We start from the raw sequence: 18,648 nt of genomic DNA, 5'->3' as shown, positions 1-18,648 counted from the left end.
GCGCATCGCGCGGCCCGTCGCCCCACTCTGGCGCAAGTGTCTCGCGAACGCCCGAGATTCCTCTCGCGGAGCGCGGTCAGAGCCCCGCGAGGTAACTGGTGGGATCGACCGGCGTCGAGCCCTTGCGCAGCTCGAAATGCAGCTGCGGCGAGCCGACATTGCCCGACTGGCCGGATTTGGCGATGGTCTGGCCGCGCTTGACCTGGTCGCCGCGCTTCACGTCGAGCTCGCCATTATGGGCGTAGGCGGAGACGAAGCCGTTGGGGTGGCGGATCAGCACCAGATTGCCATAGCCCTTGAGCTCGCTGCCGGCATAGGCGACGACGCCGCCCTCCGCCGCCTTCACCTGCGTGCCCTCCGGCACGGCGATGTTGATGCCGTCATTGCCGCCCGAGGCGAAGCCCTGGATGATGCGGCCGCGCGCCGGCCAGCGGAACTCCGGACGCGCGTCGGCGGCGGCCGGCGCGGAGGCTGCCGCCGCGAGCTTCTCCTCCGCCTGCTGCGGCGGGATCGAGGCGGTCGGGGTCTTGTCGACATTGCGCTGCGGAGCCGGAGCGGCTTCTGCGACGCGCTGCGGCTTCTCGACCTGCGGCGCGGCGCGGGCGATTTCCTTCGCCGGAACCGGCTCGGGCTTCTTCTTGGCCGTCTTCTCGGGCTCCGGCTTGCGGAGCTCCGCCTGGGCGAGCTTGCGCTGCGGCTCGGCCGGCTTCGCCTTGACCGGCTCCGCCTCCTTCGTCCGCTGCGCGAGCTGCGCGCGGGCCGGACGGCTCTCGGCCTGGATTTGCGCCGGAGCGGGCTTGAGCGCCGGAGCGGCCTTGAGCGCCGGAGCGGCCTTGGCGGGCTGCGCCTGCGCGATCTGCTTGGGCGCGGACTTCACCGGCTGCGCCTCGGCCTGGCGCGGCGCAGGCTTCGCCTCCGCCTGCTTCACGGGCGCGGGATGCGGGCGCTCGGCCACGACCGGCTTGGCCGGCGCGGGCTCCGGCTCGACAGCCGAGGTCTTTTTCCGGGCCTCGGCGGCTTTCTTCTCGGTCTTGCGGTCGCGCACATCCGCCGTCGTCGCGGCGGGCTGCGGCTGCGGCCCGGGCTGAGCCGCAACCCTCGCGGGGGCGGGAGCCGCCGCCGCGGGAGCGGCGGCGGAGGCGCGATAGATCGGAATCACCAGCCGGGAGCCGGGACGCACCTCCGCGGCCTTGCCATAGCCATTGACGCGCACCAGCGCGTCGACTGGCACGCCATAGCGGGTCGCGATCACGCCGGCCGATTCGCCCTCGGCGATGACGATGGGCGTGCCGCCCTCCGCGCTCCAGTGATTATAGGCGCCCGCCGTCGGGGCGGGAGCAGGCGCAGCGGCTACGGGCGCGCTCTGGCTCGCCGGCTGCGGCGGAGCGAGCGGGCGCTGCTCGACGACGCTGCGGCGCGCGGGAGTCGTGCCCGTCGGCGCGTGATCGACGCGGCTCGCCGGCGCGGAATCGTGGAACGGATTGGTGAAAGGATCGGCGAAGCGAGACGCGTCCGAACAGCCGGCGAGCAGACCGGCGGCGCCGGCTGCGAACATGAGCCGCTTAGCGACCCGCGACAGAATAACACGACGCTCAATTGCCATGACGCGACCCACACTCGAAACGCGACCCCGTTGCGCTCATCTAGCCACAGGCCGGTTAAGGGAGCGTTTAAGATGAATGCGGGTTCACGCGCGGCTCGATGATTTTAGGTAAATGCGCGCATTCACAGAGCTTTGGCGCGCCCGACGAGCGCCGCGCCGAGCCGGCAGGAGCCGAGGTCGGCCTCGCTCCACAGAGCGTCCGACTGACGCCGGGCGAGACGCAGCCGCTCCGCCTGACGAGCGTCCGGCTCGGAAGGGGGCTCGAAACGGCCGAACACCGCCACGCCGCCCGGCGCGAGCGCGGCCAGCGCCGCCTGCGGCGGCTCGTGGAAAGACATATGCAGCACGATGCGGTCGAAACAGCCCTGCGTCTCCTCCGCCGCGAGGCCATCGCCGAACAGCGTTTCGACATTGGCGATCTCGAGCTCGGCGAGACGCCGCCGCGCCTCGATCGCCAAAGTCTCGTAACGCTCGATCGACACCACCTCGCGGGCGAGGCGCGACAGCACCGCCGCGCCGAAGCCCGAGCCCGTTCCCACTTCCAACACGCGGTGATGCGGCTCGACGCCGAGCGCCTCGAGCCGGCGCGCGAGATCGGCCGCCGCCGGCATGGTCTGGCCGCAGCCGATCGGCAGCGCCATGTCGCGGGCGGCGAGATCGCGGAAGCGATGCGGCGCGAACAGCTCGCGCGGCGTCGTCTCGAAGGCGCGCATGACGGCGAGGTCGCGCACGCCGGCCCGCCGCAATTGCAGGAGAAGCGCCGCGCGAGCCTCGATCGACTGTTCTTCGACGGCGCGCTCCTCCATTTCATCCCTATTCGAAAACGGCCGAGAGCCGCGTCAGCGTCGGATGGTCGGTGAAGTCGAGGCGCAGGGGCGTCACCGAAATCTTATTGGCCTCCACCGCCTCGAGGTCGGTGCCCGGCCCCGGCGTGAAATTGCCGCGGCGGAAGGATATCCAATAATAGGGAATGCCGCGACCGTCCTTGCGGTCCTCTATGTGCATCAGATCGTTGCTGCGCTGGCCCTGCATGGTAACGGCGACGCCCTTCACCTCCTCCGGCCGGCAATTGGGGAAATTGACATTCATCAGCACGCCCGGCGGAACGCCCGCCGCGACCAGCCTGCGAATCACATCGGCCGCGTGAGTCTCGGCGCAGGCCCAGTGGATGTGTTGGCGGCCGGCGAAGAAATCATAGACCTGCGAGAGGGCGATGGAGGGAATGCCGAGCAGCGTGCCCTCTATGGCGCCGGCGATGGTGCCGGAATAGCTGACGTCCTCGGCGAGATTCTGGCCGGAGTTGACGCCGGAGAGGATGAGATCCGGCGGCTTGTCGGCGAGCAGCTTGCGCACGGCCATGATGACGCAATCGGTCGGCGTGCCCTTCACCGCGAAATGGCGCGAGGAGATTTCGCGTAAGCGAAGCGGATCGTTGATGGAGAGCGAATGGGCGACGCCCGACTGCTCGCTCTCCGGCGCGACGACGAAGACATCGTCGCTGATCGCGCGCGCGACGCGCTCGGCGAGCGCGAGGCCCGCGGCGTGAATGCCGTCGTCATTGGTGATGAGGATGCGCATCGTCTCACAAAGGCTGATCGTTGGCGCTCCTTCTCCCACTCGTGGGAGAAGGTGGCCCTCGCGTCAGCGAGGGTCGGATGAGGGCTCGTCGAGCTCGCGTCCTCTTCGTGTCCTTTGTGTCTTTGTGGTTGAACTCACCACGAAGACACAAAGAACACGAACGCCCTCATCCGACCCCGCTTCGCGGGGCCACCTTCTCCCGCGGGCGGGAGAAGGAAGCGCGCACGTAGATTGCGGTAAGGGCTACCTCGCCGCGGCGATTCGCTCCAGCCCGCCCATATAGGGGCGCAGGACCTTCGGCACTGTGACGGAGCCGTCGGCCTCCTGATAATTCTCCAGCACGGCGACGAGCGCACGGCCGACGGCGACGCCAGAGCCGTTGAGCGTATGCACGAAGCGCGTCGCCTTGCCCTCGGCGGGACGGAAGCGCGCATTCATGCGCCGCGCCTGGAAATCGCCGCAGACCGAGCAGGAGGAAATCTCGCGATATTTCCCCTGCCCCGGCAGCCACACCTCGAGGTCGTAAGTCTTCTGCGAGGCGAAGCCCATGTCGCCGGTGCAGAGCGTCACCTTGCGATAGGGCAGCTCGAGCATTTGCAGCACTTTCTCGGCGCAGCCGGTCATGCGCTCATGCTCCTCGAGCGACTGCTCGGGCGTCACGATGGAAACGAGCTCGACCTTGTAGAACTGATGCTGGCGGATCATGCCGCGCGTGTCGCGCCCCGCCGCGCCTGCCTCGGCGCGGAAGCAATAGGTGCCGGCGGTGAAGCGCAGCGGAAGCTGTGATTCGTCGAGGATGGATTCGCGGACGAGGTTCGTGAGCGGAACTTCGGCGGTGGGGATGAGCCAATAGTCGGCAGTGTTCGAATCCGACTGCCCATTGCCGATCTGCCGACCTGCCGTCACCGAAAACTGATCGTCCCTGAACTTCGGCAATTGCGCCGTGCCGAACATGGCGTCGTCGCGCACCAAGAGCGGCGGCGCCACCTCCGTATAGCCGTGCTGATCGGTATGCAGATCGAGCATGAATTGCGCGATCGCGCGCTCCAATCGCGCGATGGCGCCCTTGTTCACGACGAAACGCGCGCCGGAAATCTTCGCCGCGCTCTCGAAATCCATGAGCTTCAGGCCCTCGCCTATGTCGAAATGCTCTTTGGGCGGAAAGTCGAATTTGCGCGGCTCGCCCCAGAGCAGAACCTCGACATTGTCGTGCTCGTCCTTGCCTTCGGGCACTTGCTCCAGCGGCGTATTGGGAATTTCCGACAGCGCCTTGTCGAGCGCCGCGCTCGCCTCGCGCTCCTTCTGCTCGAGCTGCGGGAAATCCTCTTTCAGCTTCGCGACTTCCGCCTTCAGCGCCTCGGCGCGGGCGGCGTCCTTGTCGCGCATGGCGAGGCCGATCTCTTTCGACGCCGCGTTGCGCCGCTCCTGAGCGGCCTGCAGCGCCGCGATCGCCGTGCGTCGCTCGTCGTCGAGGGCGAGCAGTTCCTGCGCTTTCGGCTCGAGGTTACGACGGCGGCGGCCTTCGTCGAAGAGGTCGGCGTTATCGCGAATCCATTTGATGTCATACATGAGAAACTATCCGCCGCTCGTGCGCGCCCTCATCCGACCCGGCTTCGCCGGGCCACCTTCTCCCACGAGTGGGAGAAGGATTCGCTCACCACGTTTACGCGAAACGTCGGCCGCTCCCTTCTCCCGCCTGCGGGAGAAGGTGGCCCCGCGAAGCGGGGTCGGATGAGGGTCCTTCTCCCGCAGGCGCGAGAAGCGGTCAAGCCGTCGTCGTCGACTGCTCGTGTTCCCGCTTCTTCTCGATCCAGCGCACGGAAATGATCGACGCCTCGTAGAGCAGCAGCCCCGGCACGGCGAGCGCGAGCTGGCTGAACACGTCGGGCGGCGTCAGTATCGCCGCCACGATGAAGACGAGCACGATCGCATAACGGCGCTTCTCGGCCAGAAATTTCGATGAGACGACGCCGATCTGTCCGAGCAGCGTCAGCGCCACCGGCAGCTGGAAGACGACGCCGAAGGCGAGCACCAAAGTCATGATGAGCGAGAGATATTCCGACACGCGCGGCAAAAGCTCGATCTGCGCTTTCCCCGGCTCATTGGCCTGCTGCATGGAGATGAAGAAATGCAGCAGATTGGGCATCACCAGAAAATAGACCACGATCGCGCCGAACGCGAAGAAGACCGGCGTCGCAATGAGATAGGGCCGGAACGCCGCGCGCTCGTGGCGATAGAGGCCCGGCGCGACGAAGGCGTAGATCTGCCCGATGACGATCGGACAGGAGACGAAGGCCGCCATGAACATCGCCACTTTGATCTGGGTGAAGAAATATTCCTGCGGCGCCGTATAGATGAGCTTGGCCTCCGGCCCCGCCGCGATCGTATAGGGCACGACCAGGAGATTATAGATATCCTTGGCGAAGAAGAAGGAGAGGACGAAGGCCCCCAAGAACGCCAGCAGCGCGCGAATGAGCCGCTCGCGCAGCTCCATCAGATGCTCGATGAGCGGCGCCTTGGTGGCGTCGATGTCGGCGTCGGTCATCGCGCCTGACTCTCCGAGGGCGTCCCGGCCGCGCTCGCCGGCGCAGGCGCGGATTCTGCGGCCGTCCCCTGCTCCGTCTCGCTCGGAAGCTCGATCTTGCTCTCATGCGCGCCGGCCGGCGGCGCGGCGGGCGGGCCCTCGATCGCGCCGACGATCTGCTCGCGCGCCTCTTTGAGCGGATCGAAGGCGACGTCGCGGCCGACGCCGGAGAAGGCCGAATCGACCTCGCTCTTCAAATTCTTATTGAGATCGGCGAGCTCGGCCTCGCGCATCGCATCCATGAACTGGCCTTGGAACTCGGCCGCCATGCGCCGCATACGGCCGGTCATTTGGCCGATCTGCCGCAGCACGCGCGGCAGATCCTTGGAGGGAATCGCGATGAGCGCGACTATGCCGATGACGATCAGCTTTCCGGGATCGAGATCGAACATGGTCTTCTCGAGAGCCTGCCTGCGGCAGAAGGTGAAGGTTGGGCGTCAGGCCTTTTTCGCGTCGACCGGCTTGTCGGCGTGATGAAGATCGTGAGACTGGCTCGCGACCGGCTGATGCTCGAGCGTCTTCGCCGGCTCCTCGGCCTTGGCCTCGCTGTCGTCCTCGGCGAGGCCTTTCTTGAAGGCCTTGATGCCCTTGGCGACGTCGCCCATGACATCGGAAATCTTGAATCGTCCGCCGAACAGGATGAAAGCCACCGCGCCGACGATAATCCAATGCCAGATCGACAGACCGCCCATGGCGCGAACCTCCACTCGTCTTTCGTGGGCCGGCGCGGCCGGCCGAAACTGTCCGGAACCTAGGACGCCGGACGCGCAAAAACAAGGCGGATCGCGGGCCCCGCGTCGAATTCTCCCAGTGCGCCGATAGGATTTCGCCCTCCCCGCCGGCGGTCGCAGGCGGGGAGAAGGAAGCGGTCGGCGCCTCAGCCTTATTCCTCCGGCGCGTCGGGCTCCTCCGGCGCCTCGGGCGCCTCCAGAAAATCCAGATCGAGCGCCGCCTCGGCGTCGCCGTCCAGAGGATCCTCGTCCTCCTTGAGCGTCGCGTCGTCGGTCGGCTGCGGCACGTCGAAGCCCTTGGGCAGGCGGCCGTCGAAGAGGCCCGCGCCCTTCAGCTCCTCGAGGCCCGGCAGATCGCCGATCTGCTCGAGGCCGAATTGCATGAGGAAACTGTCGGTCGTGCCATAGGTGAGCGGCCGGCCCGGGGCGCGGCGGCGCCCGCGCAGGCGTATCCAGCCCGTCTCCAGCAGCACGTCCAGCGTGCCCTTGGCGACGGCGACGCCCCTGATCTCCTCGATCTCCGCGCGGGTGACGGGCTGGTGATAGGCGACGATGGCGAGCGTCTCCAGCGCCGCGCGGGAGAGCTTCTTCTGCTCCACCTGCTCGCGGGCCAGCACCCAGCCGAGATCGGCCGCCGTGCGGAAGAACCATTTGCGGCCGGCGCGCGTCAGATGCACGCCGCGGCCGGCGTAATCGTCCTTCAGCCGGGCCAGCACGGCCGCGACATTGGTTCCGTCGGGCAGCCGGCGGGCGATTTCGCTCTCTTCCAGCGGCTCGGCCGCCGCAAAGAGCAGCGCCTCGGCGACGCGAGCCGCCTCGCGCAGCGCCGCCTCCTCGCGGGCGAGCGCCGCCTCGTCGTCGAATAGTTCGATGGGTCGCAAGGCCTGCGCCAAATGATCCCTCCTTGCCCTACGGTCCGCGAGCCTTCGGGCTCGCCTCGCTTTCAGCTTTCGCCCGGCGAGCCTGAAGGCTCGCGGTCCAATTGCTCTCGCCCCTCGCGCCGCCGCAGCCAGATCGGCGCGAAGGCGCGGTCCTGCCGAATGTCGAAACGCCCTTCCCTCACCATTTCGAGCGAGGCCGAGAAAGACGAGGCGCGGACGGTGCGCGCCGTTTGAATATCCACACAAAAAGCCAGGAGATAATCGTCGAGCGCGGTCCATTGGGCGGCGATTCCGGCGAGCCGCTCCAAGGCCTCGCGCGCCTCCGCCAGCGACCAGACATTGCGCTGGCGCAAAGTCACTCTGGACGCCGCCTGCTTCTGCCGCTGGCGGGCGTAGGCCGAAAGCAGATCATAGAGGCTCGCCGTATAGGTCGCGGCCGTCGTCGTCTCGACGCCCTCGGGACCGCCGCGCAGGAACATGTCGCGGCCGAGCCGCGCCCGCTCCTGCAGCCTGTCGGAGGCGGCGCGGATCGCCTCGAGCCGGCGCAGACGCTCGGCCAGAGCGGCGGCGAGATCGGCGGCGGACGGCTCCTCGCCGGTCTTGGGCTGCTCCGGCAGCAGCAGGCGCGACTTCAGATAGGCGAGCCAGGCGGCCATCACCAGATAATCGGCGGCGAGCTCGAGGCGAACGCGCCGCGCCTCCTCGACGAAAGCGAGATATTGCTCGGCCAGCGCCAGAATGGAAATACGCGCCAGATCGACCTTCTGGCGGCGAGCGAGCTCCAGCAGCAGGTCGAGCGGGCCCTCGAAACCGTCCACATCGACGAGAAAGGCGGGCTCCGCCTCGGCGCGCTCATGTTCGCCGGCGATGTCGAAAGCCAAATCCTGCGCCATCTCGCCTCACGGCGTCCTCTCACGCCTCCACGCCCCGCGGGGGTGAGGAGAGATTGGGCCGATCAGACGCCGGCCGCAAGAGCCGCGTCGAGCCGCCGGGCGCCGTCCACAGGATCGAAATCCTTCGGCTGGACGATTCGCGCGAGCGCGGCGCGGGCGCGCTCCCCGGCCCTGCCGGCGAGAGCCCCCGCCCCTTCGGCGACCGCGCGGGCCTCGGCGAGATCGCCGTTGCAGTGGAGCGCCAGGTCGCAGCCGGCGGCGATGGCCGCCTCGCTGCGCTCCCGCAAACTCCCCGAAAGCGCCTTCATGGAGATATCGTCGGTCATCAGCAGGCCGTCGAAGCCGATGACGCCGCGCACGATTCCGTCGATCACGGCTCTGGACAGCGTTCCCGGCCGCTCGGGATCGATCGCCGTATAGACGACATGGGCGGTCATGCCGAGCGGCAGATCGGCGTCGGCGCGGAAGGGAATGAAATCCTGCGCCTCCAGCGCCGCGCGCGGCGCGTCGACGATCGGAAGCTCGAGGTGGCTGTCCGCCCGCGCCCGGCCATGGCCGGGAATATGTTTGATGACCGGCAGCACGCCGCCGTCCATGAGGCCCTCCGCCGCCGCCCGGCCGAGGCGGGCGATTTCGGCCGGGTCGCGGCTATAGGCGCGGTCGCCGATGACATTGTGCGAGCCTTCGACCGGAACGTCGAGAACCGGCAGGCAGTCGACGGTAATGCCGACCTCGCGCAGATCATGAGCGATGAGCCGGGCGCCGAGACGCGCCAGACGGGCGGTTTCCTCGGGGAGAAGGCGCAGCTTCTCGAAGGCGGCGGCGGCCGGATAGGCGCGCCAGACCGGCGGGCCGAGCCGCTGGACGCGCCCGCCCTCCTGATCGACGAGGATGGGGGCGTCATCGCCGAGCGCCTCGCGGATTTCCGCGGCGAGGACGACGAGCTGCTCGCGCGAGGCGACATTGCGCTTGAACAGGATCGCGCCCCAGGGCCGCGCCTCGCGCAGGAAGGATTTCTCCTCCGCCGTGAGGGCGAGGCCCGAGCAGCCGCAGATGAAGGCTCCTGTCACGCTGCGCCGATCCTCAATTGGCGGCGACGAAGCAGGAGCCGCCGGACGCCTTGACCTTCTCGCAGACGCCGACCGCCGCCTCGCGGCTCATGCCGGCCGCGCGCACGCGATAGACGGATTTCTCGCCGACCTTGGCGAGGCGGAAGCCGAGCCGCCGGCCGCCGAGCTGCGAACCATATTTCGAGTTCACCGTCTGAATCAGCCGGCGCGCCTCGTCCTCCGAGCCGGCGGCGCCGAACTGCACCGCGAAACCGCCATTGCCGGCCGGAACGGCCTCCTGCGCGGCGGGCTCGATCGCCGCTGTCTGCTCGGGAGCGGCCGCCGTCGGGGCGGCAGCCGGCGCGGGGCGTGGCGGCTGGGCGGGTTTGGGCGTCGTCACGGCCTTGGCCGGGCTCTTGGGCGTCACAGTCGGAGGCTCGGCGTCGGGGTCGACCGCGCCCGGCTTGGCGGCGAGCGACAGCGGCCGCGCCGGGGGCGCGACATTGGCCGGCGCGGGACGGGCGATCGCCGGCGTCGGCGCGTCATTGTCGATGACGGTGCCATCCGGCCGCACCGACACGGTCTTCACCCGCCGCGGCTCCGAACCGTAGGGATTATTGGCCGCCGCCGGAGCCGGCTCGTGCGGCGCGTCCACCGGCCCGTCGCCGAGCTTGACGACGCGCATGGCCGCCGCCGGATCGACCGGCTGCTCCTGCTTGGAGACGACCTTCTTGACCGGCGCGTTCTGATTGCGGTCGAGCACGGCGGCGCCGCGCTGGGGAGCCGTCGCCTCGGCGATCGTGGAAGGCTGCACCTTGGCCGGCCCCTCCGGCGCCTTGATGGTGGCGAGCTCACGCGGCGCGACGACGCCGCCGCGATGGCCCAGGGCCAGGCCGACGCTCACCGCGCCGATGGAAGCCAGAGCGACGACGGCGTGCCATGGCCGCAGCCGATCGCGCAGCGAGGCGAAAAAGCCCTTGCGCGCGGGCGGCTCGTCATAGGCCTCGTCCATCTCGACTCCATAATCGAGATAGTCCTGATGCTCATGATGCGCCCAATCCGTCTCGGGCGCGCGCACGGCGTAATAATCGTCCGCCTGCGATTGCCGCTGCGCGGCCGGCGACGCCGGCGGCAGCGCCCCGCGCAGCTCGGCCGTGTCGAAGACGTCTTTGTCTCTATGCCCCACGGACGACTCCCGGCTCTGCGGTTCGGCGAAAACTTTCCCATAAGGGTCGGCCGCCGCCGCAGCCTCGTCGCCGTGCAGCAGCCGCGCCAGCTCGGCCAGCGGATCGCTCTTCGCCGAATTGTTCTTGGCAGGCGTCTCCTCCTGCTCGCCGCCGCGCAGGCGTCGCTCGAACTCGCTGATGTCGATGGAAGGCCCTCGGGCCGTCGCCTCGCGCATGATGCACCTTCCTGCTCACTACCCGACGGACGCTGCTCGTCGTTCCCGAATGCGAGCGCGCGCCGCGCATAGGCGCCGGCCGCGATCACCGCATCTCGTCGGGGGCGCTCACGCCGAGGAGTCTCGAACCCGACGCCAGGACGCAAGTCAAAGATACGACCAACGCCATTCGCGCCGAGGTCGAATTTCTATCATCGGAATTAACAAAGCGTAATTGTGGCCGATCTTTGCCTTTGTTCCAATGGGAGTGGAAGACGCTGGCGAGGTCGTAGAGATAGAAGGCGATTCGATGCGGCTCATGCGCCGCCGCCGCCGATTCGATGAGCCGCGGATATTGGGCGATGGCCTTGGCGAGCGCGATCTCGCCTTCGTCCTGCAAGAGCTCGAGCGGCGCGCCGGCGAGCGCTTGCGGCGTCAGATCGAGATCCGGAAAGGCGGCGAGCGCCTGCCGCACCGCCGATTTCGCCCGCGCATGGGCGTATTGCACATAGAAGACGGCGTTGTCCTTCGACTGCTCGATGACCTTGGCGAGATCGAATTCGAGCGGCGCGTCATTCTTGCGATAGAGCATCATGAAACGCACCGCGTCGACGCCGACCTCGTCGACCACTTCGCGCAGAGTGACAAAATCGCCGGCGCGCTTCGACATTTTCACCGGCTCGCCACCCCGCATCAGCTTGACGAGCTGGCAGAGCTTCACATCGAGCGCGACCTTATTGTCGGAGAGCGCGGCGACGGCCGCGGACATGCGCTTCACATAGCCGCCGTGATCGGCTCCCCAGATATCGACCAAGGTCGTGTAGCCGCGGTCGATCTTCGATTTGTGATAGGCGATATCGGCGGCAAAGTAGGTATTGGAGCCGTCGGATTTCTTCAGCGGCCGGTCGACGTCGTCGCCGAAATCGGTGGAGCGGAACAAGGTCTGCTCGCGATCCTCCCAATCATCCGGCAATTGCCCCTTGGGCGGCGGCAGGCGGCCGTCATAGACGAGGCCGCGCGCGCGCAGCTCGTTGATCTCCTTGTCGATCTGCGAGAGGCCGTTGATCTTCTCATGCAGCGTGCGCTCGGAGAAGAACACCTCATGGGCGATGTCGAGCGCGGCGAGATCGTCGCGGATCATCGCCATCATGGCGTCGATGGCGGCGCGCTTGACCGGCTCCAGCCATTCGCTCTCGCTCTTGTCCAAAAGGCCGCGGCCGTATTGTTTCGCGATGGCTTCGCCGGCGGCCTTCAGATAGTCGCCCGGATAGAGGCCCTCTGGAATGGCGATCGTCTCGCCGAGCGCCTCGCGATAGCGCAGGAAGGCCGAGCGGGCGAGAACATCGACCTGCGCGCCGGCGTCATTGATGTAATATTCACGCGTGACCTCGGCGCCCGCGAAGGCCAGCAGATTGGCGAGCGCGTCGCCGAAGACCGCGCCACGGCCATGGCCGACATGCATGGGCCCGGTCGGATTGGCCGAGACATATTCGACATTGATCCTGCCCGCGAGCGCCCCCCTGCCCTGCGGCCTTCCATAGGCTTCGCAGTCGTTCAGCACGGCGCGCAGGACATCCGCATAGACGGACGGTTTCAGGCGGATGTTGATGAAGCCCGGCCCCGCCACCTCGGCCTCGGCCACATCGGGAAGATCGGCCAGCGCCGCCGCGATCTCGACCGCGAGCTGGCGCGGATTGGCGAAATTGGCCTTGGCCTCCTTGGCGAAGACCATGGCCGCATTGGTGGCGAGATCGCCATGGGCGGCGTCCTTGGGCGGCTCCACGACGAAGCGCGAATAATCCAGCGTCTCCGGCAGGCGGCCGGAGGCCGCGATGGAATCGAGGATGGCGGCGATGGCGGCGTGGAAGGCGGAGAAAATGTTCATCGAAGGTCCGGGCCGAAGCGATTGCGGCCGGCGGTTTAGCAGAATGGGGGGCGGAACGCATCTTTTCGCATTTCCGCCACGGCGACCTGCCTTTGACGCCCCCTCGTCGCGCCGAGCGGCCCTCGTGGCCCGACGCGTTTCCTGCTATCTTGACCGTGAACCGTTCTCTAACATTTATTCGACCGCCAGGGATACCGAATGAGCAATTCCGTTCCGTTCGACACACTGAAGTTCGTCGAGAAGCTCGAATCGGGCGGGTTCACTCATGCGCAGGCGAAGGCCGCGGCCGAGGCCTTCGCGGAGGCGACGAGTCAGGAACTCTCGACGAAAACGGATATTGCTTCGGTTCGATCCGACATAGAGATCGCCAAGCGTGACCTGCAGATATGGTTCGGCTCGGTCATGGTTGTCGCCGTCGGCGTCATTCTCGCCGCGATCCGCTATCTTCCGCCTGGAAATTGAAGCGCCGGCCTGGCGTTTTATCGCCGATCACTCGTCTATGCTCCAGCTCGCGACCTCCCTGCCGTCGCTGTCCAATATGCGGAAGCCATGCGGCAGCGGCTTATGGGTGCGCTGAACGATCACATTCGAAAACAGCGACTTGGCGTGCGCAATAGCCTTGCGCACGTCGCTGATGTCCGTCTTCATCCGGTCGATGACCTGCGCGCTCGCTCCTTCTGGAGCGGCGCCGACGAATTCGATGACGAGCATGGGAGCCTCCCGGTCAGAAACAGGAGGTCGGGCGCGCAAGGGCCGCCGTCAAGGCGGTTGCGGTCCGCCCTCAGCCCAAGGACATCTTCTCCCCGAACAGCTTTCGATATTCGCCGAGCGCATAGCGGTCGGTCATGCCGGCGATATAGTCGGCGACATGGCGCGCCCGCGCGGCGCCCTGCTCGGCGCGGGCGAGCTCGGCCCATTCGGGCGGCATTTGCGCCGGATCGACGAAATAGACCGGAAACAGCCGCGAGATCACCTGCTCGGCGCGGTCCCAGACGCCCACCACTTTCTCGTGCCGATACATTCTCGGGAAGAGAAAGGCCTTGATCGAGCGGTCGGCCTCGGCCATGGGCGGCGAAAAGGCGATGGTCGCCACGCCGGCGCGGCGCACATCCTCGACGCTCTTCGCCCCGACCAGCCGCAGCCGCTTCTCGGACTGGATGATGGCGTCCTCGACGAAACGGGTGATGACGCGCCGGCCGAGCTCGTGAATGACCCGCGTCCGCTCGAGATCGCCATAAACGGCTTTGATCTCGTCCAGCAGCACGCCGATGAAGGGCACGGCGGCGATGTCGTCGAGCGAGAACAGGCCGGCGCGCAACCCGTCGTCTATGTCATGGGCGTCATAGGCGATGTCGTCGGCGAGCGCCGCCGCCTGCGCCTCGGCGGCGGCGAATGTGTCGAGCTCCAGCGGAAACAGCGCGTCGAATTCCGCCACATAAGGCGCGAGCGCGCGTTCGGCGCGCGGCCCCCGCAAGGGGCCATTATGCTTGACGAGGCCCTCCAGCGTCTCGAAGGTGAGGTCCAGCCCGTCGTAACGGGCGTAGCGGCGCTCGAGCAGCGTGACGACGCGTAGCGCCTGGGCGTTGTGGTCGAAGCCGCCATAGGCCTCCATGCAGCGCTGCAGCGCATGTTCGCCGGCATGGCCGAAGGGCGTGTGGCCGAGATCGTGGGCGAGCGCCACCGCCTCGGCGAGATCCTCGTCGAGAGCGAGCGCCCGGGCGAGCGCCCGCGCGATCTGCCCCACCTCGATCGTATGGGTGAGACGCGTGCGGAAGTGGTCGCCGTCGAGCGGCACGAAGACCTGCGTCTTATGCGCGAGGCGGCGAAAGGCCGTCGAATGGATGATGCGGTCGCGATCGCGCTGAAACTCGCTGCGGGTCGGCGAGGCCGACTCCGGGAACAGCCGGCCGCGCGAGGCGGCGGGATCGCTGGCGTAAGGGGCGCGGCCGCGGGCGCCGGAATCGGGGATCGCCAATCGGCAGCTCCTGTCATTGCAAGGTCACGCGGGCGGCCATATTTTCGCTTCGCATAGCCCGGCCGCGCGGCGCCGCGCAAGGGCGCGGCCGGCGCGGCGCGAGGCGGGAAAGAGGAAGGCGAGCCGAAATGAGCGACACCGGGACGATTGCGAAGATGGAGATGAGCGAGCGGGCCGCCAAGCGCATCCTCGCCATTCTCGCCGGCGAGGCCGCGGGCGCGGCGCTGCGCCTCGCGGTCGACGGCGGCGGCTGCTCCGGCCTGCAATACGCCTATACGGTCGAGGCCGAGCCCAAGGCGGACGACATCGTCGTCGAGCGCGACGGCGCGAAGCTCGTCGTCGATCCCGTCTCCTCGGCCTATATCGCCGGCGCCCGCATCGATTATGTCGAGGATCTGATGGGCCAGTCGTTCCGCGTCGAGAATCCCAACGCGACCGCCTCCTGCGGCTGCGGCTCGAGCTTCTCGGTCTGAGCGCCTCCCGCTCGTCGCGCTCTCCCATCGGAGTCCTCGCTTGCAAACTCTGTTCATCGGCCATTCTTATGTCGACGTGACCATGCGCACGCATGTCATGCCCAAGGGCGACGAGAAGGATGTGGCGGAAGATTACGCCGTCTCCTTCGGCGGCAATGCGGTGACCGCCGCCTTCGCCTGCGCCAAGCTCGTCGGGGAAGGCGTCGATCTGTTGACGCAGCTCGCGCCCGACTGGCTCGGCCATATGTTCATGGATATGGCGGCGACCTATGGCATTCGCGTGCATCCGCGCCGCGTGCGCCGCTCCTCGCTCTCCTTCGTCCTGCCGCAGGACGGCAAGCGGGCGATATTGCGCGCCCGCGACGGCGATTTCCTCGAGGACTTCCCGCGTCTCGACACGATTGGCCTGCGCGCCCTGCATTGCGACGGGCATATCGCCGACGCGGCGCTCCATTACGCCCGCGCCTGCCGCGAGATCGGCGCGCTGACCTCGCTCGACGGCGGCGCGCTGCGCCCGGGAATCACCGATCTGCTGGAGTTCATCGACGTCGCCATCGTCGCCGAGCGGCTCTGCGAGCAAATGGCGCTGCCCGAAGCCGACATGCTGGCCTTTCTCAAGAGCAAAGGGTGCCGCATCGGCGGCGTCACCAATGGCGAGAGGGGCATGTTGTGGTACGACGAGAGCGGCGAGGTGCAGCGCCTCGCCTCGCTTCCCGTGCCGGCGGAGCGGATTTTGGACACTTCGGGAGCCGGCGACGTGTTCCACGGCGCCTATATGGCCTCCTATCTCGAGCGGCCGGAAGCGCCCTGGCGCGAGCATTTCCGCTTCGCGCGGGCGGCCTCGGCCTACAAGATTCAGCATCTCGGCAATGAGGCCGGCCTGCCCTCGCAGAATGACATCGTAGCGACACTCGCGCTTTTTCCCCCTGCCGATTGAAAGGCTTGTGGGAAGCCGCGAAGGAAATCGAGAAAGGCGGCGAACGGGGCTTGGCAAGAGTGCGTAGAGCTTGCTATATGCCCGCCACCGTTCCCCGATAGCTCAGCCGGTAGAGCAAGCGACTGTTAATCGCTGGGTCGCAGGTTCGAGTCCTGCTCGGGGAGCCAGCAAAATCAGACAGTCGGGATAGCGGCGAAGGTCGGATCGACGCCGCGCTGGACGCGGAAGCGGAGCCGCGCCGATATCGACGACCGCCATGTAAGGCAATACCTTACAGCCATGATCCGATCCTTTCGCAGTAAGGCTCTCGCGAAATATTGGGAGCGCGGCGAGGCGAAGGGGATCAAGCCCGAATGGCGGAACAAGACGCCGAATCACTTTCGCATGGGACGGCGAGGATGCGATCGACGTCCATGAGGACCTCGAGCCGGCGACGCCGGGCGAGCTCTTGCGCGAGATCGTCATTCCCGCGACCGGCCTCTCGAAGACGGCCGTCGCCGAGGCGCTCGGCGTCTCGCGCCAGACGCTCTATGACGTGCTGTCCGGCAAGCAGGCCGTGACGCCGGCGCTCGCGCTGCGTCTCGGCAAGCTCTTCGGCGACGGGCCGGGGCCCTGGTTGCGCATGCAGCAGGCGCATGACGTCTGGCGGCTGTCGCGAGAAATGAAAGACGAGCTGGCGGCGATCGAGCCGCTCGACGCGGCATGAGGCAGGGCGCGGCGCCCGACCTGTGCAAATCCTCCGATAGCGCCTAGATTGCGGGAGCCGGAGGCCCGCCCATGCAGAAATCCATCGTCGTCACCGTCTCGCACGATCTCGGGGTCGAGACCGCCCGGGCCCGCGTCGCCGCCGGCCTCGAGCAACTGCGGCGGGACTATGTGGACAGGCTCGCCCATTCCGAGGTCGCCTGGACCGACAACACCGCCGCATTGAAGATCGTCGCCTTCGGCCACGCGATGCAGGCGCGTATCGACGTGTTGGCCGATGCGCTGCGCATAGAGGTCTGGCTGCCATGGATTTTCGCCGCGCTGGCGGGTCCGATCCAAGCCGCTCTGGCGCAACGCGCCGGCGAGACGCTGCAGATCGAGCACAAGCCGAAAGGCTGAAACGGTCAGCCCTTCCCGACGGCGAGCGGCGCCGCGCGGCGACGATAATATTGCAGGCGCGTGGCGCGCAGGCCGTCGACGCCATGGCGGTCGATGAAGGTCTGCCAGGCCTCGAATTCGTCTCTCGTGAGGCTATAGCGCCGGCAGACCTCGTCGAGCGAGATCGCGCCGCTGCGCACCGCCGCGACCACCTCGGCTTTTCGGCGCACCACCCAGCGCGTCGTCGCCGGCGGCAGGCTCGCAAATTCGAATCGGCTCTCGACGCCGGCTTTGTCGCCGGTCGGACCAAGCGTCGTCATGGCGCCGCTCCCTAAGAAGATTTCCGCACCACATTGCGAAAAGGGCCCGCCTCTGGGGACGGAGATCGCCGAAGACTTTCAGCAAAGACTGAAAAAAGTCTTGCGTCGCGCAAAGGCGCTACAGGGAAGCTTAACCACATCCGTCCGAGCGCCGAGCATTCTGCGCGCCATGGTCTAGACTAGAGCGTTTCCAGCCGAAGTGGACACCGGTTCGGCATCGGAAACGCGTCAAAACAAAAGCCTAGGGTCTTCCCTAGGCCTCGATTCGGAAAGGAGGCCTCCATGTCGAAAGCCCTGCTCGTCGCGACGGCCGTCGCAGGCCTCTCCCTCGCGACCTCGGCGCTCGCCGAGCCCTTCGGCGCCGGGCGCTCCCGCGAGGGGAGCCTCGAACCTTCGCCGCGCGCCGAGGCGGAGCCGCGCCACGACCTCCGGGAAGGAGGCGACGACCGCCACGCCGAGCGACGCCATCGCCGGCGCCACGCGCCCACGACACAGGCTCCCTCGCCCGGCTACCCGGACCAAGCGCCTTACGGTTACGACGCGTATGGCGCCGCGAACGGCTATAATTACGGCGGTTATGGCGGCTATGGCGGCTATGGCGGTTACAATTACGGTGGCGACTATTTCGGCGATTACGATGCGCCGCCTCGTCCCGCGCCCCCGCCATCTCCGCGCGGGCTGCACAACGGCCTCTGGTATTACTGAAGCGTCGGCGGAGCTGCTTCCCCGTCGCGCCGGCGCTCGAGCGCCGAATTCACGATCTCGAGCGCGATGGCGAGCAGAGCCTCAGCGTCGTTCGGCTTCACGAAGACCTTGTCGGCGCCGGCGCGCATCGCCTCCTCATGGATCGAGGGCGCGGTGGAGGTCGTCAGCACGAATACCGGCAGATCCTTCAGCAGCAGCGAACGGCGCAGCGACTTCAGGAACTTCACGCCGTCGAGGCGCGGCATATTGAGGTCGAGCACCAGCACATCCGGAAGCTTGTCCGTGATCTCCTCGCGCGAGACGAGGAAAATCGCGTCCAGCCCATTGTCCACCTGCTCGCATTCTATGTCGCGCTCCAGCATGGAGCGCACGGAATCGAGGGCCCGCTTGAACAAGAAGACGTCGTCTTGATCGTCTTCGATGATTAATACGCGGCAAGCCCGGTTCTTCGTCTCGACAGCCGACATGGGAATCCCCATCTTCTCGATCGCGCTCGTTTCTCCGACGCTGTTTCCTCTAAGATAGGATGCGGCCGCCCCGCGCGCAGCTAACGAGCGCGTCCGGCGCGCG

22 protein-coding genes and 1 tRNA gene are annotated in these 18,648 nt (G+C 67.3%); 7 read left to right on the top strand and 16 right to left on the bottom strand.

The features are described from left to right. Positions 1-76: 76 nt before the first annotated feature. The 12 genes from Mspo_RS05120 to argS form a co-directional block, all read right to left on the bottom strand. Positions 77-1,555, bottom strand: coding sequence for a LysM peptidoglycan-binding domain-containing M23 family metallopeptidase (locus tag Mspo_RS05120; RefSeq protein WP_159727487.1), 1,479 nt, complete (start codon positions 1,553-1,555; stop codon positions 77-79). A gap of 170 nt (positions 1,556-1,725) precedes the next feature. Then, positions 1,726-2,409, bottom strand: a complete 684-nt coding sequence (locus Mspo_RS05115; protein ID WP_159727485.1) for a protein-L-isoaspartate O-methyltransferase — start codon at positions 2,407-2,409, stop codon at positions 1,726-1,728. Between the two features lie 7 nt (positions 2,410-2,416). Further along, complete coding sequence (gene surE / locus Mspo_RS05110) at positions 2,417-3,181, bottom strand: 5'/3'-nucleotidase SurE (RefSeq protein WP_159727483.1); 765 nt, start codon at positions 3,179-3,181, stop codon at positions 2,417-2,419. A 243-nt stretch (positions 3,182-3,424) separates the two neighbouring features. Beyond that, the gene (serS, locus tag Mspo_RS05105; protein ID WP_159727481.1) at positions 3,425-4,750 is read right to left on the bottom strand and encodes a serine--tRNA ligase; all 1,326 of its coding nucleotides are present in this window, start codon (positions 4,748-4,750) and stop codon (positions 3,425-3,427) included. Positions 4,751-4,946: 196 nt separating this feature from the next. Continuing rightward, positions 4,947-5,726 carry a twin-arginine translocase subunit TatC gene (gene tatC / locus Mspo_RS05100; RefSeq protein WP_159727479.1) on the bottom strand — a complete coding sequence of 260 codons (780 nt, stop codon included), beginning with the start codon at positions 5,724-5,726 and terminating at the stop codon, positions 4,947-4,949. After that, positions 5,723-6,157 carry a twin-arginine translocase subunit TatB gene (locus Mspo_RS05095; RefSeq protein ID WP_244613146.1) on the bottom strand — a complete coding sequence of 145 codons (435 nt, stop codon included), beginning with the start codon at positions 6,155-6,157 and terminating at the stop codon, positions 5,723-5,725. The genes tatC and Mspo_RS05095 overlap by 4 nt, the downstream gene beginning before the upstream one ends. A 45-nt stretch (positions 6,158-6,202) precedes the next feature. Beyond that, positions 6,203-6,457: a twin-arginine translocase TatA/TatE family subunit gene (locus Mspo_RS05090; protein ID WP_159727477.1), complete on the bottom strand. Its 255-nt coding sequence runs from the start codon at positions 6,455-6,457 to the stop codon at positions 6,203-6,205. 191 nt (positions 6,458-6,648) lie between these two features. Continuing rightward, on the bottom strand, positions 6,649-7,389 hold the full coding sequence (gene scpB / locus Mspo_RS05085; RefSeq protein ID WP_159727475.1) for an SMC-Scp complex subunit ScpB: 741 nt from the start codon (positions 7,387-7,389) through the stop codon (positions 6,649-6,651). Between the two features lie 50 nt (positions 7,390-7,439). Next, positions 7,440-8,270: a ScpA family protein gene (locus tag Mspo_RS05080; protein ID WP_159727473.1), complete on the bottom strand. Its 831-nt coding sequence runs from the start codon at positions 8,268-8,270 to the stop codon at positions 7,440-7,442. Between the two features lie 62 nt (positions 8,271-8,332). Then, positions 8,333-9,340, bottom strand: a complete 1,008-nt coding sequence (nagZ, locus tag Mspo_RS05075) for a beta-N-acetylhexosaminidase (RefSeq protein ID WP_159727471.1) — start codon at positions 9,338-9,340, stop codon at positions 8,333-8,335. A 13-nt stretch (positions 9,341-9,353) separates the two neighbouring features. Then, positions 9,354-10,721, bottom strand: a complete 1,368-nt coding sequence (locus Mspo_RS05070) for an SPOR domain-containing protein (RefSeq protein ID WP_159727469.1) — start codon at positions 10,719-10,721, stop codon at positions 9,354-9,356. 85 nt (positions 10,722-10,806) lie between these two features. Next, the gene (gene argS / locus Mspo_RS05065; RefSeq protein ID WP_159727467.1) at positions 10,807-12,585 is read right to left on the bottom strand and encodes an arginine--tRNA ligase; all 1,779 of its coding nucleotides are present in this window, start codon (positions 12,583-12,585) and stop codon (positions 10,807-10,809) included. Between the two features lie 198 nt (positions 12,586-12,783). Between argS and Mspo_RS05060 the strand changes: the two genes are divergently transcribed. Beyond that, entirely contained in the window at positions 12,784-13,047 is a 264-nt protein-coding gene (locus Mspo_RS05060) for a DUF1640 domain-containing protein (protein ID WP_159727465.1), read from the top strand. Positions 13,048-13,074: 27 nt separating this feature from the next. Here Mspo_RS05060 and Mspo_RS05055 read toward each other — a convergent pair whose 3' ends face one another. Both Mspo_RS05055 and Mspo_RS05050 read right to left on the bottom strand, forming a co-directional pair. After that, positions 13,075-13,296: a hypothetical protein gene (locus Mspo_RS05055; RefSeq protein ID WP_159727463.1), complete on the bottom strand. Its 222-nt coding sequence runs from the start codon at positions 13,294-13,296 to the stop codon at positions 13,075-13,077. A 70-nt stretch (positions 13,297-13,366) separates the two neighbouring features. Then, complete coding sequence (locus Mspo_RS05050; protein WP_159727461.1) at positions 13,367-14,560, bottom strand: deoxyguanosinetriphosphate triphosphohydrolase; 1,194 nt, start codon at positions 14,558-14,560, stop codon at positions 13,367-13,369. 128 nt (positions 14,561-14,688) lie between these two features. Between Mspo_RS05050 and erpA the strand changes: the two genes are divergently transcribed. The 5 genes from erpA (at position 14,689) to Mspo_RS05025 (ending at position 17,074) form a co-directional block, all read left to right on the top strand. Beyond that, positions 14,689-15,033 carry an iron-sulfur cluster insertion protein ErpA gene (gene erpA / locus Mspo_RS05045; protein WP_159727459.1) on the top strand — a complete coding sequence of 115 codons (345 nt, stop codon included), beginning with the start codon at positions 14,689-14,691 and terminating at the stop codon, positions 15,031-15,033. Positions 15,034-15,073: 40 nt separating this feature from the next. Beyond that, positions 15,074-15,970, top strand: a complete 897-nt coding sequence (locus Mspo_RS05040; protein WP_159727457.1) for a PfkB family carbohydrate kinase — start codon at positions 15,074-15,076, stop codon at positions 15,968-15,970. Between the two features lie 91 nt (positions 15,971-16,061). Then, positions 16,062-16,137: transfer RNA gene (locus Mspo_RS05035), tRNA-Asn, on the top strand. Positions 16,138-16,343: 206 nt separating this feature from the next. Beyond that, positions 16,344-16,676, top strand: coding sequence for a HigA family addiction module antitoxin (locus tag Mspo_RS05030; protein WP_306344947.1), 333 nt, complete (start codon positions 16,344-16,346; stop codon positions 16,674-16,676). A 71-nt stretch (positions 16,677-16,747) separates the two neighbouring features. Then, on the top strand, positions 16,748-17,074 hold the full coding sequence (locus Mspo_RS05025) for a polyhydroxyalkanoic acid system family protein (protein ID WP_159727455.1): 327 nt from the start codon (positions 16,748-16,750) through the stop codon (positions 17,072-17,074). Between the two features lie 5 nt (positions 17,075-17,079). Here Mspo_RS05025 and Mspo_RS05020 read toward each other — a convergent pair whose 3' ends face one another. Then, entirely contained in the window at positions 17,080-17,373 is a 294-nt protein-coding gene (locus Mspo_RS05020) for a DUF1153 domain-containing protein (RefSeq protein WP_159727453.1), read from the bottom strand. A gap of 282 nt (positions 17,374-17,655) precedes the next feature. Here Mspo_RS05020 and Mspo_RS19575 point away from each other — a divergent pair, with 282 nt between their 5' ends. Further along, positions 17,656-18,078 carry a hypothetical protein gene (locus Mspo_RS19575; protein ID WP_201281630.1) on the top strand — a complete coding sequence of 141 codons (423 nt, stop codon included), beginning with the start codon at positions 17,656-17,658 and terminating at the stop codon, positions 18,076-18,078. On the opposite strand, the gene Mspo_RS05010 is transcribed toward Mspo_RS19575, so the two are convergent. Then, the gene (locus tag Mspo_RS05010) at positions 18,072-18,545 is read right to left on the bottom strand and encodes a response regulator (RefSeq protein WP_159727451.1); all 474 of its coding nucleotides are present in this window, start codon (positions 18,543-18,545) and stop codon (positions 18,072-18,074) included. The genes Mspo_RS19575 and Mspo_RS05010 overlap by 7 nt on opposite strands. Positions 18,546-18,648: the final 103 nt, after the last annotated feature.

This window comes from Methylosinus sp. Ce-a6 (assembly GCF_009811655.1).
GTDB lineage: Bacteria > Pseudomonadota > Alphaproteobacteria > Rhizobiales > Beijerinckiaceae > Methylosinus.
Note: the sequence above shows the minus strand (reverse complement) of the source record. Positions and strands in the feature narration are given on the sequence as shown.